Consider the following 26,108-nt stretch of genomic DNA (forward strand, 5'->3'; position numbering starts at 1 on the left):
CGCCTCTCAACCTGTCATTCCGTTGCCGGTGTTCCGTGTTGATGGATGCGCATTATAGGGAGTTGTCTGAGAGGCGCAACCCATAAATTGCATAAAAAAGAGCGTTCGCTGCATTCCACAGCAAAAGCGGCTGTTATACGCAGTTACACACAATGTTATCCACATTAGTCGGGCCAGATAAATTTAGGCGAGCATCACGCAAACGTTTTCGCTACAATGCCGGGCGAAGTTCCGGACACCCCTTTTCGGGGCGTTACCTGAGGTTTTTGATTTTTTCTTCCTATATAGAGAAGAGAAAACCGCTGTAAAGCCTGATGTAACGCTCTTATATACGCGAAACAAAGCCAAGGGATAAACCACCATGCAACAAACTCGTCCTGTACGCCGCGCATTGCTCAGTGTCTCTGACAAAGCCGGTATCCTCGAATTTGCTCAGGCGCTCTCAAGTCGCGGTGTCGAACTGCTCTCCACAGGCGGAACAGCTCGCCTGCTGGCGGATGCGGGTCTGGCTGTCACAGAAGTCTCTGACTACACCGGTTTCCCGGAAATGATGGATGGACGCGTCAAAACCCTGCATCCCAAAGTGCATGGCGGCATTTTAGGTCGTCGCGGCCAGGATGATGCCATTATGGCGCAGCACGACATCAGCCCAATCGACATGGTGGTCGTTAACCTCTATCCCTTTGCACAGACCGTCGCCCGTGAAGGATGTTCACTGGAAGATGCAGTGGAAAATATCGACATCGGTGGCCCGACCATGGTGCGCTCTGCTGCCAAGAACCATAAAGATGTGGCAATCGTGGTCAGCAGCGGCGACTACGAAGCGATCATTGCCGAAATGGATGCCCATGAAAATGGCCTGACGCTTGAGACCCGTTTCGATCTGGCGATCAAAGCGTTCGAACACACCGCCGCGTATGACAGCATGATTGCTAACTACTTTGGCAGCCTGGTACCCGCCTATCACGGTGATCGTAATCAGCCTGCTGGCCGTTTCCCGCGTACCCTGAATCTGAACTTCATTAAGAAGCAGGATATGCGCTACGGTGAAAACAGCCATCAGGATGCTGCCTTCTATATAGAAGAGAACATCACTGAAGCTTCAGTGGCGACTGCCCGGCAGGTTCAGGGCAAAGCGCTCTCCTATAACAACATTGCTGACACGGATGCTGCACTGGAGTGCGTAAAAGAGTTCAGTGAACCCGCCTGCGTCATCGTCAAACATGCGAACCCTTGTGGCGTAGCGACCGGTGACTCTCTGCTGGCAGCCTATGAGCGTGCTTACCAGACCGATCCGACCTCCGCATTTGGCGGCATCATCGCCTTTAACCGCGAGCTGGATGAAGCAACTGCGCAGGCCATTATCAGCCGCCAGTTTGTTGAGGTGATTATCGCGCCAGCGGTTTCCGAGGCCGCGCTGAAAATTACCGCCGCGAAGCAGAATGTCCGTGTCCTGATCTGCGGCCAATGGCAAAACCGTACTGCTGCACTGGATTTCAAACGCGTCAACGGGGGTCTGCTGGTACAGGATCGCGATCTCGGCATGGTTGATGCCAGCCAGCTGCGCGTCGTCAGTAAACGTCAGCCAACCGAACAGGAGCTGCGTGATGCGCTGTTCTGCTGGAAAGTAGCGAAGTTCGTTAAGTCTAACGCCATTGTTTATGCACGCGACAACATGACCATCGGTATCGGTGCCGGACAGATGAGCCGTGTCTATTCCGCTAAGATTGCCGGCATTAAAGCAGCCGATGAAGGGCTGGAAGTAAAAGGATCAGCCATGGCGTCGGATGCCTTCTTCCCGTTCCGTGATGGCATTGATGCGGCAGCCGCGTCAGGCGTGAGCTGCGTCATCCAGCCTGGCGGCTCCATCCGCGATGAAGAGGTGATTGCGGCGGCTGATGAGCACGGCATTGCCATGATCTTCACCGACATGCGTCACTTCCGCCATTAATCGTTCTGGAGAGAAACAGATGAAAATTTTAGTAATCGGCAATGGCGGACGTGAACATGCTCTGGCCTGGAAAGCTGTCCAGTCGCCGCTGGCGGAAACCGTGTTTGTGGCACCGGGTAACGCGGGCACCGCATTAGAGCCTGCGCTGCAGAATGTCGCGATTAGTGCAACTGATGTCCCTGCCCTGCTTGAGTTTGCCCGGCGTGAAAAGATCGATCTGACGATTGTCGGCCCCGAAGCGCCGCTGGTGATTGGCATCGTGGATGCCTTCCGTGAGGCCGGGCTGGCTATCTTTGGTCCGACTCAGGCTGCTGCGCAGCTGGAAGGCTCTAAAGCTTTCACCAAGGATTTCCTGGCGCGTCATCAGATCCCGAGTGCGGAATACCAGAACTTCACCGAGGTTGAGCCCGCTCTCGCGTATCTGCGTGAGAAAGGCGCCCCTATCGTCATCAAAGCCGACGGCCTGGCCGCAGGTAAAGGCGTGATTGTGGCGATGACGCTGCAGGAAGCTGAGGATGCGGTTCAGGATATGCTGGCCGGAAACGCCTTTGGCGATGCCGGACACCGCATTGTGATTGAAGAGTTTCTGGATGGCGAAGAAGCCAGCTTCATCGTGATGGTGGACGGCGAGCATGTGCTGCCCATGGCCACCAGCCAGGATCACAAACGCGTGGGCGATGGCGATACCGGTCCGAACACCGGCGGAATGGGTGCCTACTCTCCGGCTCCGGTTGTCACCGATGAGATCCACCAGCGCGTTATGGATCAGGTTATCTGGCCGACCGTGCGCGGCATGGCGGCTGAAGGCAACGTCTATACCGGTTTTCTCTATGCCGGCCTGATGATCGATCACACCGGGCAGCCGAAAGTGATCGAATTCAACTGCCGCTTCGGCGATCCGGAGACTCAGCCGATCATGCTGCGCCTGCAGTCGGATCTGGTCGATCTTTGCCTGGCCGCCTGTGACGGTAAACTGGATCAGAAAACGTCACAATGGGATCCCCGCCCTGCGCTGGGTGTGGTGCTGGCGGCGGGCGGTTATCCGGGTGACTACGCTCAGGGCGATCAGATTCACGGTCTGCCACTGGAAGAAGTGGCTGACGGCAAGGTATTCCACGCCGGAACACGGCTGGAAGAGGACCTGGTGCTGACAAACGGTGGCCGCGTGTTGTGCGTAACCGCGCTGGGCGACGATGTGGCCGCGGCACAAAAGCGGGCTTATGAGCTGACACAGCCGATCTCATGGCAGGGCAGCTTCTGTCGCCGCGATATCGGCTACCGCGCCATTAATCGCAAATAAGTTCAGGGGGCACCAGGTGCCCCCTTTTCAATTCACATATCTTCTTCTGTCGGCTGCTGTGAGCAGTCATCCTGCTGACTGACCCGCAATAGCTGTATCCCTTCCGGCGCTTCAAGCCATGACACCATCAGCGGTGCCGATGCGCGGCGTTGCTGCTGTGTCAGCATCTGCAGAGCGTCGGCGTCAAAAGCGGGTCTGACCTGCTGGCCTTCGCAACTCTCCAGCACATTGTTTCCCAGCCAGTGTCCCTGTCTGAGGAACACCTGACCGCTTAATAGCGCATCGCTGAGGTTACGCATCCGCTCGGCATCAAACTTATAGAGCTCAACCGCATCCGGGCTGACCGCTTCACGCCGGCCTGAAAGCTGGCGCTGCATAAAGTTAAGACCGCCAGCCTGGTCAAAGCGCAGGGTCACATCATCAGGCTGGTTGCCCTTCACCTGACGCTGGATGCTGATCAACGACTCTTCCAGCCAGACATAATCCGTCACTTCACCCTCACCCCCACTGAACGGCGTATAGAAGGTGCGGATATGGACCGACTGGTGGTCGCTGTTTTTACGCCAGATACGAACAACACCACGATCGGCAAGATAGCCACTGGCAGAAAAGGGGGGAATATCCGGAGTAGAGCTGCAACCGAAAAGAAAAAGGGAGAGAAACAGAACAGATAAACGCTGAAACAGCGGGGTCATGATGGCTGGCCTCTTAAACAAAAGGGGCGAAACGCCCCCTGTTTTAAAGCTTAACCGCAGTGCGACGTCTTACTTAACGGCGTCTTTCAGCGCTTTACCAGACACGAATGCCGGTACATTTGCTGCAGCGATTTTGATCTCTTTGCCAGTCTGCGGGTTACGACCGGTACGCTCAGCGCGGTGGTTCACTTTAAAAGTACCAAAACCAACCAGTTGTACAGCATCACCATCTTTCAGAGACTCAGTGATCGCAGCCAGAGTAGATTCCAGCGCTGCCTTTGCCTGGGTTTTAGACAGGTCAGCTTTTTCTGCGATCACATCAATCAGTTGAGTCTTGTTCATAAGTTATCCTTAAAGTGTATTTATCGCTTGCTAAGCAACGAGTGCGAGGGAAAAGCCATATTCTGGCACTCTTCTGCCTGCACGCACCGATAGCCACAATTTTCAGCCCCCCAAATGTAGACCAGACAGGGGGCCAATGTGAAGCCTCCAGGCGCGCTAATTCGGGCCTGAAGTCACGTTTTATCGCCTTACTGCTGGAAATTTATACCGATGTTGCTAATTCCCGCTTCACGCAGGTCAGATCGCAGACCTTTAATCAATTCAAGGTCGCGCTCTTCACACTCCGCCAGCAGGCGGAAAATCTCCCACTGAAGGTCCCACTCATCGATGATAGCCGGGTTTTCACGCAGCTCTTCGTCGGTCATTTCGCGTCCAGCCTGGGTCATTTCCAGCATGGCGATAGTGGTAATTGAGGTCTCGCTGACTTCAATTGCATGCTCAAGAGTTTCACCGCTCAGCTGCGCATGTACGACTTCGCTTAATGCCACACAGGCATCGATAGCCGGATAAACGCCGTAAACCTCAAACGCATCACCATCCGGAATGGCGGCTTCGAGCTTTTCCAGCTGGCTGTCGAAGTTAATCTTCGCATCTTTGACCGTCAGGTTTTCCCAGATCAGATCAAGAATACGGCGATAGAGTGCCGGATCGGCAAATTCAGTCTGCTCGCAGAACGCGCGATAGTTGGGATACATGCGCTCGCACAGGCAGGCCATAAAAGTAAGGTGCTGCCAGCTTTCCAGCTTCGCCAGACGCAGATGAACGGGATTTTGTAACATAAAGGTGGCTCTTATTCGTTTCGCTGGCCGCAGTGTAACTGCAAAACCGCAGCACAAACAGTGTTAAAGCGCGTTTTGCCAGCGCTGGAAAGCGGTTCGGTTCGAGGCAACCGCGTCGGCCCAGCGGGTCGGTTCCGGCAGCCGGTAACCACGCGTACAGTTTTCGACCCACTGCAGCGCGGTATCCAGGCTGACACGATGGCCGGTGGCGACAAACAGCGGATTACACCGCAGCTTGCTGCGCCATACCCAGCCTATCTGCTCGCCTTTGTCGATCAGTGGCTGACGACTGCCAGGCTGCGCATCCAGATCGGCAAAACGGCCACACAGGCGACTTTTCGCGACACCAATGGTGGGCACATCGACCAGCAGGCCAAAATGTGACGCGACGCCAAGTCGTCGTGGATGCGAAATACCATGTCCATCCACAAACAGCAGGTCCGGCTTTTGCTCCAGCATCTGCCAGGCGGCCATCAGCGCTGGATATTCACGGAATGAGAGAAAGCCCGGAATATAGGGCATGGTGGTCTCAACGCGTGCGATGCGGTGCTCCACCAGCTTTAAGGAGGGATACTCCAGTATCACCATCGCCGCCCGGGTGATGGTGCCTTCCTGCTCAAATCCAACGTCCGCCCCGCCGATAAAGCGGGGTGGCAGCACATCAAAGTCATCTTCACGCACCACATCAGCGGCGCGTTGTAACTGCTCAGCGCGAAGTGCGGCAATATCCATGATTACTCCTGATGCCAGGGACGTGATAAACGGTGTACCGCCTCAACAAAGACGCCCGCATTTTCCGGTGGCACATCCAGATGAATACCATGCCCCAGATTAAAGACATGCCCGGTGCCCGAGCCAAAGCGCTCCAGAATCCCAGCCACTTCCTGTTCGATGCGCTCAGGTGCCGCATAGAGCATAGAAGGATCCATGTTGCCCTGCAGTGCGACTTTGTCGCCCACGCGACGGCGTGCGTCATCAATATCGGTGGTCCAGTCGAGACCCAGCGCGTCACAACCGGTGGCGGCCATCGCTTCCAGCCACTGTCCGCCGCCTTTGGTGAAGAGCGTTACCGGCACGCGGCGGCCGTCGTTTTCACGCAGCAGGCCATCGACAATTTTGTGCATGTAATGGAGTGAGAATTCGCGGTAATCACGACCGGTCAGCACGCCGCCCCAGGTATCAAATACCATAACGGACTGCGCACCGGCGCGGATCTGAGCATTGAGATAGAGGATGACGCTGTCGGCCAGCTTATCCAGCATCGCGTGGAGCGTAGCGGGATCGGCATACATCATCTTCTTAATTTTGGTAAACGCCTTGCTGCTCCCGCCTTCCACCATATAGGTGGCCAGCGTCCACGGACTGCCGGAGAAGCCAATCAGCGGCAGATCGCCGTTCAGGTTCTTACGGATGGTACGGACAGCATTCATCACATAGCCCAGCTCCATTTCGGGATCGGGCACCGGTAAACGCTCAACGTCAGCGCGACAGGTCACAGGGTTTGAGAAACGCGGGCCTTCGCCGGTTTCAAAGTAGAGACCCAGTCCCATCGCATCCGGAATGGTCAGGATGTCACTGAAGAGGATGGCGGCATCCAGCGGATAACGGCGCAGCGGCTGCAGGGTGACTTCACAGGCCAGCTCGGCGTTTTTACACAGCGACATAAAGTCACCCGCCTGGGCGCGTGTCGCTTTGTACTCCGGCAAATAGCGCCCGGCTTGTCGCATCATCCAGACCGGCGTGACATCAACCGGCTGACGTAACAGGGCACGCAAATAACGATCGTTCTTCAGTTCACTCATCTCAACACTCTCTCAATAACAGGCGTGTAGTGTAGCACTTTCACACTTCGGCGCGGCACAGGGCGACGGTATCTTCAATCAGGCGGCGCGCCACGGTGCCTGGCGGTGGCAGCAACGGCAGCTCATCAAAACGGAACCAGGCCGCATCCAGCAGCTCTTTACCGTCGTGCTGCAGATCGCCGCTGTCATACTCCGCCATAAAGGCTGTCATCAGCGATTGCGGGAAGGGCCACGGCTGGGAGGTAACGTAACGGACGTTTTTGACGCGGATATTGCTCTCTTCCATCACTTCGCGGGCAACGGCCTGCTCCAGCGTCTCGCCCACCTCCACAAAACCTGCCAGCACGGTGTAGACCTTGTTGCGATGGCGGGCATGATTCGCCAGCAGGATTTCATCACCGCGACGGATAGCCACAATGATGCAGGGTGCGATCTGCGGATAGTAACGCTCGCGGCAATGGCTGCAGAGACAGGCAAATTCATGTTTGCTTTGGTGCATTTCATGGCCGCAATAGCCGCACCAGCGATGAGAACGGTAGAATTCCGCCAGTTGCACACCGCGACCCACCAGCTGAAACAGCGCCACATCCTGATCGATCAGCTGTCGTACTGAGAACATATCGGCAGAACGCGGCTCACAAATCAGCCAGACTTTTTCGCCCTGCCACTCACCGATGGTCCGGGCTTTACTGCCGGTCAAACCAAATTTTTCGGCGTTTCCGTGGGGTAAATCACCTTGTGGCAACCAAAGTTTCTGTTCATGGCTGACAATCCACCATCCAGCGTCTACGCTTGAGATTTCGCATTGCATTTATTTCGTCATCCTTAGCGTCAACTCGCACGCTGAAGCCCTGATGTTAAGTGTGTAGATAAACAACTATAACTCACATGGAGTTAGATATGCTTAACCAGTTAGACGTCCTGGCTGAACGCGTAGGTGGCAGTAATGAACTGGTCGATTCGTGGCTTGAAGCCCGTCGTCAGCTACTGGTGACCTATTATCACCTGGTCGGACTTAAACCAAACAAAGAGGCGCTGACGCGTCTTGATGAGCAGGCTCTGGACAACTTCTGTCACGGTCTGGTCGATTATCTTTCTGCGGGTCACTTCAGTATCTATGAACGCGTGATCAGTGAAATGAGTGGCGACAGCCCGATGATTGCCGCCGCACAGATCTATCCACCGCTGGAAGCCAATACTGAGCGTCTGATGCAGCTGTATGACGGCCACCTGCAGCAGGCGATCGACGACGAGAACTGCATGACCTTCCAGCAGGCACTCTCCGAAGTGGGTGAAGTGCTGGAAGCACGCTTTACGCTGGAAGATAAGCTGATCCAGCTGGCATGGGATAACCAGCTTGTCCCCCCGCCGGTAGCCAATGACAGCCATATCGCGCGTCCGGCTTAATCATCATCTCCGGCAAAGGGGTTGAGATTATCCCGTAGCCCTTTTATGCTGAACAGGTTCTGAGGAGAGTGCTCCAAAGAACCTTTTTGATTTTTGCTTTGAAATATAAGGTTTTTACGCCTGGCTCTGTTATCAGACACCCGCGTAAAAACCGCTTCTTGTCGGAGTGCCCAGTTGGGCTGAGACCGTTAATTCGGGATCCGCGGAACCTGATCAGGTTAGAACCTGCGAAGGGAACAAGAGTAAATATTCTCTGTATGCCAGCATGCTTATGCTGTCTATACGGTTACTCCTTCCGAACTCCGGACAAGCATCGTTCCCCCTTAACAGGAAGATTGCTATGTCTGACCAAAAAACAACCCGTCGTGAACAGCGTGCCCAGGCGCAGGAATTTATCGATTCCCTGCAAAGCGGCAGTGCATTTCCCCAGTCCCGCCGCATCTGGATTACCGGCAGCCGCGAGGATATTCGCGTTCCCATGCGTGAAATCGTGCTAAGCCCGACTCACATCGGCGGCAGCAAAGAACAGCCTCTCTATGAGCAGAACGAAGCGGTACCGGTCTATGACACGGCGGGTGCCTATGGCGATCCCGCGGCACAGATCGATGTTCATCGTGGCCTGGAAAAGCTGCGCGCCCGCTGGATTGCTGAACGCGACGACAGCGAACTTCTCGAACAGAACAGCTCAGGGTATACCCAGCAGCGGCTGGCTGACGAGGGACTGGATCATCTGCGTTTCGATCAACTCCCTACACCGCGCCGTGCCCGCGCAGGCTGCTGCGTCACGCAATTGCACTATGCCCGCCAGGGGATCATCACCCCGGAGATGGAATTTATCGCACTGCGGGAAAACATGGGCCGTGAGCGAATCCGCAGTGAGGTATTGCTGCAACAGCATCCTGGCCACAGTTTTGGCGCGCATCTGCCAGCCAGTATCACGCCCGAGTTTGTGCGTCAGGAGGTCGCTGCCGGACGTGCCATCATCCCTGCCAATATCAATCACCCTGAATCAGAGCCGATGATCATTGGCCGCAACTTTCTGGTTAAGGTCAATGCCAACATCGGTAACTCGGCGGTGACCTCTTCTATTGAGGAAGAGGTGGAAAAACTGGTCTGGTCGACTCGCTGGGGTGCCGATACGGTGATGGATCTCTCTACCGGTCGTTATATTCATGAAACGCGCGAATGGATTTTGCGAAACAGCCCGGTGCCAATCGGTACAGTGCCGATTTATCAGGCGCTGGAAAAAGTGAATGGCGTGGCCGAGGCGCTGAACTGGGAAATATTCCGCGATACGCTGCTTGAGCAGGCGGAACAGGGTGTCGATTATTTCACTATCCACGCTGGCGTGCTGCTGCGTTATGTCCCGATGACGGCGAAACGTCTGACCGGAATTGTATCGCGGGGTGGATCTATCATGGCGAAATGGTGCCTGTCGCATCATCAGGAGAGCTTCCTGTATCAGCACTTCCGGGAGATTTGTGAAATCTGCGCCGCCTATGATGTCTCCCTGTCGCTGGGCGATGGCCTTCGTCCGGGTTCCATTCAGGATGCCAACGATGAGGCGCAGTTTGCCGAACTGCGTACCCTGGGCGAACTGACCCGTATTGCCTGGGAATATGACGTTCAGGTCATGATTGAAGGCCCGGGGCACGTCCCGATGCATATGATCCGCCGCAACATGACCGAACAGCTCGACCTGTGCGATGAAGCCCCCTTCTACACCCTTGGCCCGCTGACCACCGACATCGCGCCCGGCTATGACCATTTCACCTCCGGTATCGGTGCTGCCATGATTGGCTGGTTTGGTTGCGCCATGTTGTGTTACGTCACGCCCAAAGAGCATCTGGGTCTGCCGAACAAAGAGGATGTGAAGCAGGGATTGATCACCTACAAAATAGCAGCGCATGCCGCCGATCTGGCGAAAGGCCATCCGGGTGCGCAGATCCGTGATAACGCCATGTCCAAAGCGCGCTTTGAGTTCCGCTGGGAAGATCAGTTTAATCTGGCGCTGGATCCCCATACGGCGCGGGCTATGCATGATGAAACCCTGCCGCAGGAGTCGGGCAAAGTGGCCCATTTCTGCTCGATGTGTGGCCCTAAGTTCTGCTCGATGAAAATTTCACAGGAGGTGCGCGAGTTCGCAGCACGTCAGGATACGCGCGCCGAGCCCGTTGAAGTGGGCATGGCGCAGATGTCAGACCGTTTTCGTCGGCGCGGCGGTGAGCTTTATCATCCCGCCGATGCCATTAAGGAGGAGTAACGATGCCCGCATTTCCCGCTACCGCCCCGCGCCTGGGGCTTTATCCGGTGGTTGATAGCCCCGACTGGATTGAGCGCCTGCTGAAGATGGGCGTTCGTACACTGCAGCTGCGCATCAAAGATCAGCCCGATGAGATCGCCGAACCCGCCATCGCTCAGGCGATTGCACTGGGTAAACGCTATGACGCGCGCCTGTTTATCAATGACTATTGGCAGCTGGCGATAAAGCATCAGGCTTATGGCGTGCATCTGGGTCAGGAGGATCTCGATGTCGCCGATCTTGCCCGGATTCATCAGGCAGGATTGCGTCTGGGGCTCTCCACCCATGACGATGCTGAACTGGACCGCGCACTGGCAATCCAGCCCTCTTACATCGCGCTTGGACATATTTTCCCGACGCAGACCAAAGAGATGCCTTCTGCGCCGCAGGGCATTGAGCAGCTGAAGCGGCATCTGACGCGCCTGACGCATATCCCCACCGTGGCAATTGGCGGTATTTCGATTGCACGGGCACCTGACGTGCTGGCAACCGGCGTAGGGAGTATTGCGGTGGTGAGTGCGATTACCCAGGCAGATGACTGGCGTGAAGCAACACGTACTTTGCTGGCGCTGGCAGAGCTTCACCAATAAGGATTTGTGGAAGCTGTCCCGCATAGCGGCTGCAAAACCAGTAACGCCAGCGTTTCTGCCGGGAAAGCGGTGCGCAAAAGCGTAAGTTGCCGCTGGCGTGCTCTGATCCAAAACCTTAACGTGGCCTCCGTCAGGTTAAGGTTATCTGACCAGGGCCGGTTCCCTCCTCTTGCCGGCCCTGCTTCTTCTTTTCGCTATGCGAGAGTTGAAGCTGAAATCTGCGTTTCATGCTGGCACGAGAGCATGGCGCGTTCGACGGCTGCACCCACCAGCGCCAGCGCCTTTTCAGTCTGCTCGTTGATCGGCAGCCCGTAGTTTAAGCGCAGACAGTTACGGTATTTACCCGAGGCCGAAAAGAGTGAGCCTACGGCTATCTGAATTTTTGACTCGCGCAATTCGCGGTTGAGCCGGACCGCATCAAACGCTTCGGGGAGCTCTATCCACATCAGAAAACCGCCCTGAGGACGGGAAACGCAGATGCCGCAGGGAAAGTAGTGGCGCACCCAGCAGCTAAAGGTTTCATAGTTACGATGATAGATTTGCCGCATCCGGCGCAGATGGGGCTGATAATGGCCCTGGCGGATAAACTCGGAGACCGCATGCTGAGGCTGTGTGGCGGTGGAACCTGTGACGATATATTTCATGTGCAGTACACGGTCGCGATAGCGGCCGGGTGCAACCCAGCCGACACGCAAACCTGGCGCCAGCGTTTTGGAAAAGGAGCTGCACAGCAGAACCCGGCCATCGAGATCCAGCGCTTTAATGGTCGCTGGGCGCGGATATTCCCAGGCTAACTCACCATAAACATCATCTTCAATGACCGCCGCGTCAAACCGCTGCGCCAGGGCAAGCAATGCCCGCTTACGCGGCTCAGGCATGATAAATCCCAGCGGATTATTACAGTTCGGTACAACAACGACTGCTTTAATCGGCCATTGATCAAACGCCAGTTCCAGCGCTTCCAGGCTGATGCCGGTTACCGCATCAGTCGGGATCTCAATGGCACGAATGCCAAATCCGCGCAGGGTTTGCATGATCCCGTGAAACGAAGGCGACTCAACAGCAATGATATCGCCCGGCTCGCAGACCGCACGCACGGCTACCGATAAGGCTTCATGGCAGCCGGTGGTAATTACAATGTCATCGGCGGTGAGCTGGCAACCGCTATCTATCGCCAGTCGTGCAACCTGTTGCCGCAGTGCGAGAACACCATAGAGGTTGTCATAATTGAGCAGCGCGATGTCCTGCTTCTGAGCCTGTCGGCTGAAGGCTTTCCACAGCGGCTTAAGCGTCGGCTGGGTCAGATCGGGCATACCGCTTCCCAGCTGCAACACATCATCTTCCAGACGGCTGTTAATCAGCTCCAGCACCGCATCCCACTGCGTTACCTCAACCGGCCGCTGTGCGGGACGGGTCAGCGCAGGCATCGGGGGCGTCGCCTTACGCGAAGCCACAAAATAGCCAGAGCGCGACTGCGGCGTAATCATCTGCTTCTCTTCCAGCAGATGATAAGCCTGCTGCACGGTGCTGATACTGACGCCATGTTCGGCACTCAGACTGCGTACCGAGGGCAGGCGCTCACCACTGCGATATAAACCTTGTTCAATACGCTGAGCCAGCAGCGTGGCCAGATGTTCATATCGCGTCATTGTATTTCCTCTGACTCAGGAGCTGAGCATTAACCGGTACAGTTATGCCTCTTTTTTACCATTCAGATCGCCATTACCGCAATCTGTATGTTAAAGAAAGGTGATTTTTGCGTCTGTATCATACAGAGCGATCCGCTGAGAATAGTCCTCAGACAATTCACTGAGGGCACTATCATGGGATACGACGAGAATCGCGCAGCTAAACCTTTTACAGGCACGCCTTACCAGTTGGTTCGTTACTTATGGCGCAGTTATAAACGCTGGCAGCTGCGGCGTGAGACACGCGTCATCCTGTCGAAGCTGAGTGACAGTCAGCTGAAAGACATTGGCCTTGGCCGCAACGACTGGAATGTCTGAATCAGAGACAAAAAAAACCCTGCCGAGGCAGGGTTTTTATCAGGCAAAGGACGATTAATCGTCTTTGTTGCCGCCGAGACCGGCGTTCAACAGTTCAGCCAGGCTGGCTGAGGCTTCATCCGCAGTAACCTGCGGTGCAACCGGAACTTCACCTGCCGCTTTGCGGCGCATACGATCCTGATGGTACGCATAACCGGTACCGGCCGGGATCAGGCGACCCACGATTACGTTCTCTTTCAGGCCGCGCAGTTCATCGCGCTTACCTGCTACTGCTGCTTCGGTCAGGACACGCGTGGTTTCCTGGAACGATGCTGCAGAGATGAACGATTCGGTAGCCAGTGACGCTTTGGTAATACCCAGCAGGTCACGCATGAAGGTTGCGCCAACTTTTCCGTTCGCTTCCAGATCACGGTTAGAGATCTTGATGCGAGAGAATTCAGCCTGCTCACCTTCCAGGAAGTCTGCACTTCCTGCGCTCACGATGGTTGCTTTACGCAGCATCTGACGAACGATGACTTCGATGTGCTTATCGTTAATCTTAACGCCTTGCAGACGGTAAACTTCCTGCACTTCGTTAGTGATGTAACGGGTCACCGCATGCACGCCACGCAAGCGCAGGATGTCATGTGGAGACTCTGGGCCATCGGAAACCACGTCACCGCGCTCAACACGTTCACCTTCGAACACGTTCAGCTGACGCCATTTCGGAATCATCTCTTCGTACGGCTCACTGCCATCCAGCGGAGTGATGACCAGACGACGCTTACCTTTGGTCTCTTTACCGAAGGAGATGATGCCGCTGATCTCCGCCAGAATAGCTGGCTCTTTCGGACGACGCGCTTCGAACAGGTCAGCAACGCGTGGCAGACCACCGGTAATATCCTTGGTACCGCCAGATTCCTGCGGAACACGCGCCAGCGTGTCACCAGCACTGATCTTCACGCCATCTTCCAGCTGAACAATCGCTTTACCAGGCAGGAAGTACTGAGCCGGCATGTCGGTGCCCGGGATCAGAACGTCATTGCCGTTGGCATCAACAATTTTCAGCGCAGGACGCAGATCTTTACCGCCCGCAGTACGTTCAGCACTGTCCAGAACCACCAGCGAAGAAAGACCGGTTAAGTCATCTGTCTGACGGGTAATGGTCTGGCCATCAACCATGTCCGTGAAGCGAATGAAACCGCCCACTTCGGTGATGACTGGCATGGTATGCGGATCCCAGTTTGCGACGGTTTCGCCCGCTGCAACCTGCTCACCATCACCTTTCGCCATGGTAGAACCATAAGGAACTTTATAGCTCTCTTTGGTACGACCAAATTCGTCGATCATTTTCAGTTCAACGTTACGCGAGGTGATCACCAGCTTACCTGCCGAGTTCGTTACCGACTTAGCGTTGGTCAGCTTGATGGTACCTTTGTTCTTCACCTGAATGCTGGATTCAGCAGCCGCACGTGATGCCGCACCACCGATGTGGAACGTACGCATCGTCAGCTGTGTACCTGGCTCACCGATGGACTGTGCCGCGATAACACCGATCGCTTCACCTTTGTTGATGATGTGACCACGTGCCAGGTCGCGACCATAGCAATGCGCACATACACCAAAGTCGGTTTCACAACCTACTACTGAGCGGACTTTCAGGCTGTCGACTGAGTTCAGTTCCAGCACGTCACACCAGTGCTCATCGAGCAGCGTGTTGCGTGGAACCAGAATATCAGCAGTACCCGGCTTCAGAACGTCTTCAGCGGTCACACGACCCAGAACACGTTCACGCAGTGGCTCTTTAACGTCGCCACCTTCGATGACAGGTGTCATCATGATGCCTTCGTGTGTACCACAGTCATCTTCGGTAACAACCAGATCCTGTGCAACGTCAACCAGACGACGCGTCAGATAACCGGAGTTCGCCGTTTTCAGTGCGGTATCCGCCAGACCTTTACGAGCACCGTGGGTTGAGATGAAGTACTGGAGTACGTTCAACCCTTCACGGAAGTTCGCCGTGATTGGTGTTTCGATGATGGAGCCATCTGGCTTCGCCATCAGACCACGCATACCGGCCAGCTGACGAATCTGTGCAGCAGAACCACGCGCACCGGAGTCAGCCATCATAAAGATGCTGTTAAAGGAAACCTGTCGCTCTTCTACGCCGTCACGGTTAATAACGGTTTCAGTTGAGAGGTTTTCCATCATCGCCTTGGCAACACGTTCGTTGGCTGCTGCCCAGATATCGATGACTTTGTTGTAACGTTCGCCTGCGGTTACCAGACCAGACTGGAACTGCTCCTGGATCTCAGCCACTTCTGCTTCCGCTTCGGTGATGATTTCCACTTTCTTCTCTGGAATAACCATGTCGTCGATGCCGACAGACGCGCCTGAACGGGCTGCGTAAGCGAAACCGGTGTACATGGTCTGGTCAGCAAAGATAACGGTCGGCTTCAGGCCCAGAATGCGGTAACAGGTGTTCAGCATTTTGGAGATAGCTTTTTTGCCCAGCGCCTGGTTAACGATGGAGAAAGGCAGACCTTTTGGCACGATCATCCACAGGATGGCACGGCCAACAGTGGTGTCGATGATGCTGGTTTTAGCAACCCACTCATCCTGCTCATTTTTCTCGTGTTCGGTGATACGCACCTTAACGCGAGCATGCAGCGATGCGAGGCCAGCGCGATAAATACGCTCAGCTTCTTTCGGGCCAGTCAGCACCATGCCTTCGCCTTTGGCGTTAACACAGTCACGGGTCATGTAGTACAGACCCAGTACAACGTCCTGAGAAGGAACGATGATTGGCTCGCCGTTCGCAGGTGACAGGATGTTGTTGGTCGACATCATCAGCGCACGCGCTTCCAGCTGGGCTTCCAGCGTCAGCGGTACGTGAACAGCCATCTGGTCACCATCGAAGTCGGCGTTGTATGCCGCACAAACCAGCGGGTGCAGCTGGATCGCTTTACCTTCGATCAGAACCGGTTCAAAGGCCTGAATACCCAGACGGTGCAGCGTAGGCGCACGGTTCAGCAGAACCGGGTGCTCACGGATCACTTCGTCGAGGATATCCCAGACAACCGCTTCTTCGCGCTCAACCATTTTCTTCGCGGCTTTGATGGTGGTGGCCAGGCCACGCAGTTCCAGCTTGCCGTAAATGAACGGTTTGAACAGTTCGAGTGCCATTTTCTTCGGCAGACCGCACTGATGCAGGCGCAGGTATGGACCTACGGTGATAACCGAACGACCAGAATAGTCGACACGTTTACCCAGCAGGTTCTGACGGAAACGACCCTGCTTACCTTTGATCATGTCAGCCAGTGATTTCAGCGGACGCTTGTTGGAACCGGTGATCGCACGACCGCGACGACCGTTGTCCAGCAGTGCATCGACCGCTTCCTGCAACATACGCTTTTCGTTGCGCACGATGATATCTGGCGCAGCCAGATCCAGCAGGCGTTTCAGGCGGTTGTTACGGTTGATCACGCGACGATAGAGATCGTTCAGATCCGACGTTGCGAAACGGCCACCATCCAGCGGTACCAGCGGACGCAGATCCGGTGGCAGAACAGGCAGCACGGTCAGGATCATCCACTCTGGCTTGTTGCCAGACTGTACGAACGCTTCCAGCAGCTTGATGCGCTTGGTCAGTTTTTTACGTTTGGTTTCGGAGTTAGTTTCGTTCAGCTCTTCACGCAGCTGCTCGCACTCCTGCTCCAGATCCATGTTTTTCAACAGGGCCTGGATCGCTTCGGCGCCCATTTTGGCGTCGAACTCGTCACCGAACTCTTCCAGAGCGTCAAGGTACTGCTCTTCAGTCAGAATCTGACGCTTCTCGAGGTTGGTCATGCCACCTTCGATTACTACGTAAGATTCAAAATAGAGCACGCGCTCGATGTCACGCAGTGGCATATCCAGCAGTAAGCCGATACGCGATGGCAGTGACTTCAGGAACCAGATGTGCGCAGTCGGCGACGCCAGTTCGATGTGGCCCATACGCTCACGGCGTACTTTAGTCTGGGTCACTTCAACGCCGCACTTCTCACAAATCACACCACGGTGTTTCAGGCGCTTGTATTTGCCGCACAGGCACTCATAGTCTTTTACCGGCCCGAAGATACGGGCACAGAACAGACCATCGCGCTCTGGCTTAAAAGTACGGTAGTTAATGGTTTCTGGCTTTTTCACTTCACCAAAAGACCAGGAACGGATCATGTCTGGCGAAGCCAGCGCAATTTTGATCGCATCAAACTCTTCGGTCTTAGTTTGCGCTTTCAGAAACTTAAGTAAGTCTTTCACGGATTAGCTCCCGTCGGAGTGAGACTCAGAGGGCGTCCAACCGAAATTGAACGCCCCGTAACCAGTACAATTGCGAGCGCTTTAAACCCTGCGCTTTCAGGCGGCGGCGAACCGCAGCCTGAAAAGGGGGTTACTCGTCTTCCAGCTCGATGTTGATACCCAGCGAGCGAATCTCTTTCAACAGTACGTTGAAGGATTCCGGCATGCCCGGTTCCATCTGATGGTTACCGTCAACGATGTTTTTATACATCTTGGTACGGCCGTTGACGTCATCAGACTTAACGGTAAGCATTTCCTGCAGGGTATACGCGGCACCATATGCTTCCAGTGCCCATACTTCCATCTCACCAAAGCGCTGACCACCGAACTGTGCCTTACCACCCAGCGGCTGCTGAGTAACCAGGCTGTAGGAACCGGTTGAACGTGCATGCATCTTGTCATCAACCAGGTGGTTGAGTTTCAGCATGTACATGTAGCCAACGGTTACCTGACGTTCGAACTGCTCACCGGTACGGCCGTCAAACAGGGTAATCTGACCGGAAGAAGGCAAGCCGCCGAGCTGCAGCAGCTCTTTGATTTCGCTCTCTTTCGCGCCATCAAACACCGGAGTGGCGATTGGCATACCTTTCTTCAGGTTCTCAGCCAGACGCAATACTTCGTCGTCGGAGAAGGTGTTCAGGTCAACTTTCTGACGCAGATCGCTACCCAGGTCATAGGCGCGCTGGATGAATTCGCGCAGTTTCGCGACGTCTTCCTGCTTTTTGAGCATGGCGTTGATCTTCTCGCCGATGCCTTTCGCTGCCATACCCAGGTGGGTTTCCAGAATCTGACCGATGTTCATACGCGATGGTACGCCCAGCGGGTTCAGAACGATGTCAACCGGCGTGCCGTTTTCATCGTAAGGCATATCTTCGATCGGGTTGATCTTAGAGATAACACCTTTGTTACCGTGACGGCCTGCCATTTTGTCACCCGGCTGAATCTGACGCTTAACAGCCAGATAAACCTTAACGATTTTCAGCACGCCTGGTGCCAGATCATCGCCCTGGGTGATTTTACGACGCTTACCTTCGAGTTTTTTCTCAAACTCGTGCTTCAGCTCGTCGTACTGCTCTGCCAGCTGCTCCAGCTGGTTTTGCTTGGCTTCGTCAGTCAGACCCAGTTCCAGCCAGCGCTCGCGCGGCAGCTTGTCCAGTTTGTCTGCTTCAACGCCACCAGAAATCAATACGTTCTGGATACGGCTGAACAGGCCCGCTTCCAGAATCTGCAGTTCTTCAGACAGGTCTTTCTTGGCCTGCTTCAGCTGCATCTCTTCAATTTCCAGCGCACGTTTGTCTTTTTCCACGCCATCGCGGGTAAAGACCTGAACGTCGATCACGGTGCCTGACACGCCATTCGGTACGCGCAGTGACGAATCTTTCACGTCAGAGGCTTTTTCACCGAAGATAGCGCGCAGCAGTTTCTCTTCTGGCGTCAGCTGGGTTTCACCTTTTGGCGTAACCTTACCAACCAGAATGTCACCACCGGTCACTTCAGCACCGATGTAGACGATGCCTGACTCATCCAGTTTAGAGAGTGCAGCTTCACCCACGTTCGGGATATCAGCGGTAATCTCTTCCGGCCCCAGTTTGGTGTCACGCGACACGCAAGCCAGTTCCTGAATGTGGATAGTCGTAAAGCGATCTTCCTGAACCACACGCTCGGAGACCAGGATGGAGTCTTCGAAGTTGTAACCGTTCCACGGCATGAACGCTACGCGCATGTTCTGGCCCAGTGCCAGTTCACCCAGATCGGTGGACGGGCCATCTGCCAGCACGTCGCCGCGCTCAACCGGCTCACCCAGAGAAACACATGGCATCTGGTTGATGCAGGTGTTCTGGTTAGAACGGGTATATTTGGTCAGGTTGTAGATGTCGATACCGGCTTCGCCAGCATGCATTTCGTCTTCGTTAACTTTGATAACGATACGTGATGCGTCGACGTACTGTACGGTACCGCCACGTTTGGCAACGGCAGTTACACCGGAGTCAACGGCAACAGCACGTTCCATACCCGTACCAACCAGCGGCTTATCAGCACGCAGAGTCGGAACGGCCTGACGTTGCATGTTCGCACCCATCAGGGCGCGGTTAGCATCATCGTGTTCCAGGAACGGGATCAGGGACGCACCGACAGAAACGATCTGTTGAGTCGAAACGTCCATGTAGTCAACCTGATCGCGGCTGAACAGACTTGATTCGCCTTTGCTACGGCAGGTGACCAGGTCATCAACAAACGCGCCGTTATCATCAAGAGGGGCGTTCGCCTGAGCGATAACGTAGTTACCCTCTTCGATAGCAGAGAGGTAGTGAATCTCGTCAGAAACCAGACCGTCGATAACACGGCGGTAAGGCGTCTCAAGGAAACCGTACTCGTTGGTCTGTGCATACACAGACAAGGAGTTGATCAGACCGATGTTCGGGCCTTCAGGGGTTTCGATTGGGCAGACACGACCGTAGTGCGTTGGGTGTACGTCACGCACTTCGAAGCCGGCACGCTCACGCGTCAAACCACCCGGGCCGAGAGCAGAGATACGACGTTTGTGCGTAATCTCTGACAGCGGGTTGTTCTGATCCATAAACTGAGAAAGCTGGCTGGAACCAAAGAACTCTTTCACCGCGGCCGAAATTGGCTTCGCGTTGATCATGTCCTGTGGCATCAGGGTATCAAGGTCGCCCAGTGACAGACGCTCTTTCACCGCACGCTCAACACGTACCAGACCGACACGGAACTGGTTCTCAGCCATTTCACCGACTGAACGAATACGACGGTTACCGAGGTGGTCGATATCGTCCACTTCGCCTTTACCGTTACGGATGTCGATCAGCTTCTTCATCACTTCGATGATGTCATCTTTGCTCAGGATGCCTGAACCTTCGATTTCATCACGCAGCAATGAACGGTTGAACTTCATACGACCCACAGCAGAAAGATCGTAACGATCTTCAGAGAAGAACAGGTTCTCAAACAGATTCTCTGCTGCTTCGCGTGTTGGCGGCTCACCAGGACGCATCATGCGGTAGATCTCAACCAGTGCGCTCAGACGATCGCTGGTTGGGTCGACACGCAGGGTCTCGGACATATATGGACCGTGGTCCAGATCGTTGGTGAACAGCGTTTCGATGCGCTTGTGACCGGACTGGCTCAGTTTGGCCAGCAGATCCAGTGACAGTTCCATGTTCGCTGCAATGATCAGCTCACCGGTGCTCTCATCGATGTAGTCTTTAGCGACCACTTTGCCCGCGATATATTCAACCGGAACTTCGATGTGCTGAATGCCATCTTTTTCCAGCTGACGGATATGGCGCGCAGTAATACGGCGTGCTTTTTCGACGTAGACGGTGCCGTTCGCTTCGATATCGAAGGTCGCAGTTTCACCGCGCAGGCGCTCAGGCACCAGCTCCATCTGCAGCTTGTTGTCGCGAATTTCAAACACCACTTTCTCGAAGAAGATATCGAGGATCTGAGGTGTAGTGAACTGCAACGCACGCAGGATGATAGTGGCCGGCAGCTTACGACGACGGTCAATACGGACAAACAGGTTATCTTTCGGGTCAAACTCAAAGTCGAGCCATGAACCGCGGTAAGGGATGATACGTGCGTTGTAGAGCACTTTACCCGATGAGTGGGTTTTACCCTTATCGCTATCAAAGAACACGCCAGGACTACGGTGCAGCTGAGAAACGATAACGCGCTCGGTACCATTGATAACAAAGGTACCATTGTCGGTCATGAGCGGAATTTCGCCCATGTAGACTTCTTGTTCTTTAATGTCTTTTACGGTGCCTTCTGGCGCTTCGCGCTCATAGACCACCAGACGCAGTTTCACGCGCAGCGGTGCCGAATAGGTCACGCCACGGATCTGACACTCTTTCACGTCAAAGACAGGTTCACCCAGGCGATAGCTGACATACTGCAACTCAGAGTTGCCGCTGTAGCTCGCAATAGGGAATACAGAGCGGAATGCAGCTTCCAGTCCGTACTGACCTTCTGGATCTTGCTCGATAAACTTCTGGAACGAGTCGAGCTGGATGGAAAGGAGATAAGGTATGTCCAGTACTTGCGGACGTTTACCAAAATCCTTACGAATACGTTTTTTCTCGGTATAGGAGTAAACCATAGGGTTCCTCAGCTAGCTGACAAGTCGACCCACGCTGTCCGTCCTGACAGGACAGTTCATGCAACACGATTTTGTTTGATTCACTGGCTGCGCAGCAGCAGTGCAATACCTCTTTCTATCACGCTTAAATCATTTCATCGCTGTTGCGAGGGCAGGGAACCCGCACAGGTAGAGCGGTATATTAAGTCGTCGATAGAGAAAGATATTGAAGAGTAACAATGGACAAACAGTGTGAAACCCCATTGAGACCCTGTAGCGCAAAAAGGCTGGTGACCAAAAAGTCACCAGCCATCAGCCTGAAACTACTCAGACTGCAACCCGAAGGCTGTCTTACTTAACTTCAACTTCAGCGCCAGCTTCTTTCAGAGCAGCTTCAAGTGCAGCTGCGTCATCTTTGCTGATCGCTTCTTTGATTACGCCAGTTGCTTCAACCAGATCTTTGGCTTCTTTCAGGCCCAGACCAGTTGCAGTACGTACGGCTTTGATTACTGCAACCTTGTTCGGGCCAACAGCTTTCAGGACTACGTCGAATTCAGTTTTTTCTTCAACAGCTTCAGCCGGGCCCGCAGCAACAGCTACAGCAGCAGCAGCAGAAACGCCGAATTTTTCTTCCATAGCAGAAACCAGCTCAACTACTTCCATTACGGACATCGCTGCAACAGCTTCCAGAATTTGGTCTTTAGTAATAGACATGACAATTGTTCCTAAGAATCAGAAAAAGTTTATACGTAAGCAAGTACGAAGAAAAGAAGATGGCCTTAAGCCGCTTCTTTTGCATCGCGTACAGCAGCCAGAGTGCGGACCAGTTTGCCGGCAGCGGCTTCTTTCATGGTCGACATCAGACGTGCCAGTGCTTCTTCGTAGGTCGGCAGCGTTGCCAGACGGTCAATATTGGCCGCCGTGATCAGCTCACCTTCAAAGGCTGCAGCTTTGACCTCAAATTTTGCATTCGCTTTCGCGAAATCTTTGAACAGACGAGCAGCAGCGCCCGGGTGTTCCATAGAATATGCAATCAGGGTCGGACCAACAAACGTGTCTTTCAGGCACTCAAACTGAGTTCCTTCAACGACGCGGCGCAGCAGGGTGTTACGAACAACACGCATGTAAACGCCAGCTTCACGGCCTGCTTTACGCAGTTCGGTCATTTTATCAACGGTAACGCCACGGGAATCCGCAACAACCGCTGAAAGCGCACCTTTGGCTACTTCGCTGACTTCAGCAACAATCGCTTGTTTGTCTTGAAGATTTAATGCCATTAGCTTTTGCTCCTGGATTTGACCGGGAAAGGATTTCCCCGGAACTCACTTCACTTACTCACCCCAAGGGGAAATAAGCGCTCGAACACGGTGAGCAGAATCCAGCTAAGAAAAAATTCTTTTGGTTCTGTCACCGTCTACGCAGGGTATTAAGCGGAATATCCGGAGATAAGCAGCTCCTGCGGTCTTGGACGGAGGCCAGGATAAGGCCTGGCTCCAACCTAAATTCTGTGCGACGCAGCAGAGTCAGAGGGAAAGGCGATACACGCAACAATCAGTTCTGGCTCTCTGGTGTCCTGTTCCGTTAATAACAGAACAACGGGCGTAAGATTCTAGGTGAATTTTTCGCCCGTTTCAAGCAGCAATTAGTTTGCTGTTGCGTTCAGACCAGCCTGGTCAACGGCAACGCCGGCGCCCATGGTGGTTGAAAGGCTAACTTTCTTGATGTACACGCCTTTCGCCTGAGATGGTTTTGCTTTTTTCAGCGCAACCAGCAGAGATTCCAGGTTTTCTTTCAGTTTGTCAGCGTCAAAGTCCACTTTACCGATGGTAGTGTGGATGATGCCGTTTTTGTCGTTACGATAACGAACCTGACCCGCTTTAGCGTTCTTAACCGCTTCAGCAACGTTAGGCGTTACAGTACCGACTTTCGGGTTTGGCATCAGGCCACGTGGACCCAGAATCTGGCCCAGCTGGCCAACAACGCGCATTGCATCCGGAGAAGCAATAACAACGTCAAAATTCATTTCGCCTTTCTTGATCTGATCAGCCAGGTCTTCCATGCCTACCAGCTCAGCGCCTGCTGCTTTAGCAGCTTCAGCGTTGGCGCCCTGGGCGAAGACAGCAACACGTACTGAACGACCAGTACCGTGTGGCAGAACGGTCGCGCCGCGAACGTTCTGATCAGATTTACGTGCATCAATGCCGAGGTTGACAGCAACGTCAACGCTTTCAACGAACTTGGCAGTAGCCAGTTCTTTCAGCAGAGCAACAGCTTCAGCAATATCATACTGCTTGGTCGCGTCAACTTTGTCGCGAATTACGGTCATGCGCTTGGTCAGCTTAGCCATTTCTTAGTCCTCTACTACCAGGCCCATGGAACGAGCAGTACCTTCGATTGAGCGAGTCATCGCTTCAACGTCAGAACCAGTCATGTCCGCAGCTTTGGTTTCTGCGATTTCACGTACCTGAGCACGAGTCACTTTACCGACTTTATCTTTGTTCGGCTTACCAGAACCAGACTTGATGCCCGCTGCTTTTTTCAGCAGTACGGCAGCCGGAGGCGTTTTGGTAATGAAGGTAAAAGAACGGTCGCTGTATACGGTGATAACAACAGGAGTCGGCAGACCTTTTTCCAGAGATTCGGTCTTAGCGTTGAACGCTTTGCAGAATTCCATGATGTTAACACCCTGCTGACCCAGAGCTGGACCAACCGGTGGACTTGGGTTCGCCATACCAGCTGCAACCTGCAGCTTGACGTAGGCTTGGACTTTCTTAGCCATGATATTTCCTCAATTGGGTTATAGCGCCTGTAAAGGCTCCCCGTGATAACGATTTACACGCTGTTGCCAGCGCATAAAAACAAAAGGCGCGAAATTGTAGTTAAATTTCGCGCCTGCTGCAACAGCTAATTTGTGAGCGGAAAGAGGTTAACCTTTCTCCACCTGACCGAAGTCGAGCTCAACCGGCGTGGCACGTCCAAAGATGGAAACGGATACCGTCAGGCGGCTCTTCTCGTAATCCACATCTTCAACCACACCGTTAAAGTCAGCAAAAGGACCGTCATTAACGCGAACCATTTCACCTGGCTCAAACAGCGTTTTCGGACGAGGCTTGTCGCCGACCTGCTGCAGACGGTTCATGATCGCATCAACTTCTTTATCGCTGATAGGTGCCGGACGGTCAGATGTACCGCCGATGAAACCCATCACGCGTGGGACGCTGCGTACCAGGTGCCAGCTGGCGTCATTCATCACCATCTGAACCAGTACGTATCCCGGGAAAAACTTGCGCTCGCTCTTACGACGCTGGCCACCACGAATTTCAACGACTTCTTCAGTCGGAACCATGACGTCGCCAAACAGCTCTTCCATGTTGTGCAATTTGATATGCTCGCGCAGCGATTGTGCTACGCGGCCTTCAAAACCGGAAAACGCCTGTACGACGTACCAGCGTTTCTTTGGAGCTTCAGACATCTCAGAACCTCAGGCCAGTGATAAACGATACCAGACGGACCAGAATACCATCCAGCCCCCACAAAATCAGTGACATCACGGCAGTAACCGCGGCAACGATTAACGTGGTGTGCAGCGTTTCCTGGCGGGTTGGCCAGATAACCTTACGCATTTCTGTTCTTGCTTCACGAGCAAAAGCCACGGTCGCTTTGCCTTTGGTCGTTAAAAGCGCAATGCCGCCAGCCGCTGCAATCAGTACAACTACGGCTAAAGCACGCAGTGGCAGTGACACATCACGATAGAGGTAGTTACCTACAATCGCTGCAAGCAGCAGTAACACGACTACTACCCACTTTACCGCTTCCAGGCCACGCCCGCTCCCTTGAGCTTCGGTATTCGCACTCATAAACCAACCTGCCACAATAATTCAGAAACTATTCTGCCCCGCAGTGCGAGGCGTCCAAACCGAATGAGCTTTTGGGGCGTAACTCGGTATCCAACGCCGCATAACAGAGCCTGTCTCAGCAATGATTATGATTCAAAAAATCACTGATGAGCCAGGTTCTATGAAACAGCGTGCAAAAAGGGCATCAAATGATGCCCTTTCCGTGTGCATTGCGTCAAACGTTATCGGTAATTATGCGATAACTTTAGCAACAACACCCGCGCCAACGGTACGGCCACCTTCGCGGATTGCGAAGCGCAGACCTTCGTCCATTGCGATTGGGTGGATCAGGGTAACAACCATTTTGATGTTGTCGCCTGGCATGACCATCTCAACGCCTTCTGGCAGCTCTACTGAACCGGTTACGTCAGTTGTACGGAAGTAGAACTGTGGACGATAGCCTTTGAAGAACGGAGTATGGCGGCCACCTTCGTCTTTAGACAGAACGTAAACTTCTGACTCGAACTGGGTGTGCGGCTTGATTGAGCCTGGCTTAGCCAGAACCTGGCCACGCTGGATGTCTTCACGCTTGATACCGCGCAGCAGAACACCACAGTTTTCGCCTGCCTGACCCTGGTCCAGCAGCTTACGGAACATCTCAACACCGGTACAGGTTGATTTC

Annotated in this window: 22 protein-coding genes and 1 riboswitch; of the genes, 6 read left to right on the forward strand and 16 right to left on the reverse strand. The window is 54.1% G+C overall.

The genetic code is table 11. From position 1 onward, the window contains the following. The first annotated feature begins 361 nt into the window (after positions 1 to 361). Both purH and purD read left to right on the forward strand, forming a co-directional pair. A complete protein-coding gene (gene purH, locus OK409_RS13185) occupies positions 362 to 1,951 on the forward strand; it encodes a bifunctional phosphoribosylaminoimidazolecarboxamide formyltransferase/IMP cyclohydrolase (protein ID WP_010261077.1) in 1,590 nt (529 codons plus the stop codon). A gap of 19 nt (positions 1,952 to 1,970) precedes the next feature. After that, on the forward strand, positions 1,971 to 3,251 hold the full coding sequence (purD, locus tag OK409_RS13190; protein ID WP_010261075.1) for a phosphoribosylamine--glycine ligase: 1,281 nt from the start codon (positions 1,971 to 1,973) through the stop codon (positions 3,249 to 3,251). A 32-nt stretch (positions 3,252 to 3,283) separates the two neighbouring features. On the opposite strand, the gene OK409_RS13195 is transcribed toward purD, so the two are convergent. The 6 genes from OK409_RS13195 to nudC all read right to left on the reverse strand — a co-directional run bounded on the left by OK409_RS13195 (position 3,284) and on the right by nudC (position 7,680). Beyond that, entirely contained in the window at positions 3,284 to 3,946 is a 663-nt protein-coding gene (locus OK409_RS13195; RefSeq protein ID WP_010261073.1) for a DUF1481 domain-containing protein, read from the reverse strand. Positions 3,947 to 4,015: 69 nt separating this feature from the next. Further along, positions 4,016 to 4,288: a nucleoid-associated protein HU-alpha gene (hupA, locus tag OK409_RS13200; protein WP_003850136.1), complete on the reverse strand. Its 273-nt coding sequence runs from the start codon at positions 4,286 to 4,288 to the stop codon at positions 4,016 to 4,018. Positions 4,289 to 4,476: 188 nt separating this feature from the next. Then, complete coding sequence (locus tag OK409_RS13205) at positions 4,477 to 5,067, reverse strand: YjaG family protein (RefSeq protein ID WP_010261070.1); 591 nt, start codon at positions 5,065 to 5,067, stop codon at positions 4,477 to 4,479. A 63-nt stretch (positions 5,068 to 5,130) separates the two neighbouring features. After that, positions 5,131 to 5,799, reverse strand: coding sequence for a deoxyribonuclease V (nfi, locus tag OK409_RS13210; RefSeq protein ID WP_010261068.1), 669 nt, complete (start codon positions 5,797 to 5,799; stop codon positions 5,131 to 5,133). Positions 5,800 to 5,801: 2 nt separating this feature from the next. Further along, entirely contained in the window at positions 5,802 to 6,869 is a 1,068-nt protein-coding gene (hemE, locus tag OK409_RS13215) for a uroporphyrinogen decarboxylase (RefSeq protein WP_010672222.1), read from the reverse strand. Positions 6,870 to 6,909: 40 nt separating this feature from the next. After that, the gene (gene nudC, locus OK409_RS13220; RefSeq protein ID WP_010672223.1) at positions 6,910 to 7,680 is read right to left on the reverse strand and encodes an NAD(+) diphosphatase; all 771 of its coding nucleotides are present in this window, start codon (positions 7,678 to 7,680) and stop codon (positions 6,910 to 6,912) included. A gap of 89 nt (positions 7,681 to 7,769) precedes the next feature. Between nudC and OK409_RS13225 the strand changes: the two genes are divergently transcribed. The 3 genes from OK409_RS13225 to thiE all read left to right on the forward strand — a co-directional run bounded on the left by OK409_RS13225 (position 7,770) and on the right by thiE (position 11,168). Continuing rightward, a complete protein-coding gene (locus OK409_RS13225; protein WP_010261059.1) occupies positions 7,770 to 8,276 on the forward strand; it encodes an Rsd/AlgQ family anti-sigma factor in 507 nt (168 codons plus the stop codon). A 152-nt stretch (positions 8,277 to 8,428) separates the two neighbouring features. Beyond that, a riboswitch (TPP riboswitch) is annotated at positions 8,429 to 8,529 on the forward strand. 87 nt (positions 8,530 to 8,616) lie between these two features. After that, positions 8,617 to 10,539 carry a phosphomethylpyrimidine synthase ThiC gene (gene thiC / locus OK409_RS13230; RefSeq protein ID WP_010261057.1) on the forward strand — a complete coding sequence of 641 codons (1,923 nt, stop codon included), beginning with the start codon at positions 8,617 to 8,619 and terminating at the stop codon, positions 10,537 to 10,539. Between the two features lie 2 nt (positions 10,540 to 10,541). Beyond that, on the forward strand, positions 10,542 to 11,168 hold the full coding sequence (gene thiE / locus OK409_RS13235) for a thiamine phosphate synthase (RefSeq protein ID WP_061901866.1): 627 nt from the start codon (positions 10,542 to 10,544) through the stop codon (positions 11,166 to 11,168). Between the two features lie 194 nt (positions 11,169 to 11,362). Here thiE and OK409_RS13240 read toward each other — a convergent pair whose 3' ends face one another. Then, entirely contained in the window at positions 11,363 to 12,817 is a 1,455-nt protein-coding gene (locus OK409_RS13240) for a PLP-dependent aminotransferase family protein (protein ID WP_010672226.1), read from the reverse strand. Between the two features lie 174 nt (positions 12,818 to 12,991). Here OK409_RS13240 and OK409_RS13245 point away from each other — a divergent pair, with 174 nt between their 5' ends. Further along, positions 12,992 to 13,174: a DUF1127 domain-containing protein gene (locus tag OK409_RS13245; RefSeq protein WP_010261051.1), complete on the forward strand. Its 183-nt coding sequence runs from the start codon at positions 12,992 to 12,994 to the stop codon at positions 13,172 to 13,174. A gap of 54 nt (positions 13,175 to 13,228) precedes the next feature. Here the strand turns inward: OK409_RS13245 and rpoC are convergent, their stop codons facing one another. The 9 genes from rpoC to OK409_RS13290 all read right to left on the reverse strand — a co-directional run. Beyond that, on the reverse strand, positions 13,229 to 17,452 hold the full coding sequence (rpoC, locus tag OK409_RS13250; protein ID WP_010261049.1) for a DNA-directed RNA polymerase subunit beta': 4,224 nt from the start codon (positions 17,450 to 17,452) through the stop codon (positions 13,229 to 13,231). Positions 17,453 to 17,582: 130 nt separating this feature from the next. After that, positions 17,583 to 21,611 carry a DNA-directed RNA polymerase subunit beta gene (rpoB, locus tag OK409_RS13255; RefSeq protein WP_010261046.1) on the reverse strand — a complete coding sequence of 1,343 codons (4,029 nt, stop codon included), beginning with the start codon at positions 21,609 to 21,611 and terminating at the stop codon, positions 17,583 to 17,585. Positions 21,612 to 21,941: 330 nt separating this feature from the next. After that, positions 21,942 to 22,304, reverse strand: coding sequence for a 50S ribosomal protein L7/L12 (gene rplL / locus OK409_RS13260; RefSeq protein ID WP_008927142.1), 363 nt, complete (start codon positions 22,302 to 22,304; stop codon positions 21,942 to 21,944). Positions 22,305 to 22,369: 65 nt separating this feature from the next. Continuing rightward, positions 22,370 to 22,867: a 50S ribosomal protein L10 gene (gene rplJ / locus OK409_RS13265; RefSeq protein WP_003848098.1), complete on the reverse strand. Its 498-nt coding sequence runs from the start codon at positions 22,865 to 22,867 to the stop codon at positions 22,370 to 22,372. Positions 22,868 to 23,232: 365 nt separating this feature from the next. Next, the gene (gene rplA / locus OK409_RS13270) at positions 23,233 to 23,937 is read right to left on the reverse strand and encodes a 50S ribosomal protein L1 (protein ID WP_010261038.1); all 705 of its coding nucleotides are present in this window, start codon (positions 23,935 to 23,937) and stop codon (positions 23,233 to 23,235) included. Positions 23,938 to 23,940: 3 nt separating this feature from the next. Continuing rightward, the gene (gene rplK, locus OK409_RS13275; RefSeq protein ID WP_006121495.1) at positions 23,941 to 24,369 is read right to left on the reverse strand and encodes a 50S ribosomal protein L11; all 429 of its coding nucleotides are present in this window, start codon (positions 24,367 to 24,369) and stop codon (positions 23,941 to 23,943) included. 147 nt (positions 24,370 to 24,516) lie between these two features. Further along, positions 24,517 to 25,062: a transcription termination/antitermination protein NusG gene (nusG, locus tag OK409_RS13280; RefSeq protein ID WP_003848088.1), complete on the reverse strand. Its 546-nt coding sequence runs from the start codon at positions 25,060 to 25,062 to the stop codon at positions 24,517 to 24,519. 1 nt (position 25,063) lies between these two features. After that, positions 25,064 to 25,447 (reverse strand): preprotein translocase subunit SecE, encoded by a 384-nt coding sequence (gene secE, locus OK409_RS13285; protein WP_008927141.1) that lies wholly within the window; start codon positions 25,445 to 25,447, stop codon positions 25,064 to 25,066. 231 nt (positions 25,448 to 25,678) lie between these two features. After that, on the reverse strand, positions 25,679 to 26,108 hold a 430-nt coding region (locus tag OK409_RS13290), incomplete at its 5' end, for an EF-Tu/IF-2/RF-3 family GTPase (protein WP_264367142.1).

It is taken from the genome of Pantoea sp. RG18, from assembly GCF_025910075.1.
GTDB classification, from domain to species: domain Bacteria; phylum Pseudomonadota; class Gammaproteobacteria; order Enterobacterales; family Enterobacteriaceae; genus Pantoea; species Pantoea agglomerans.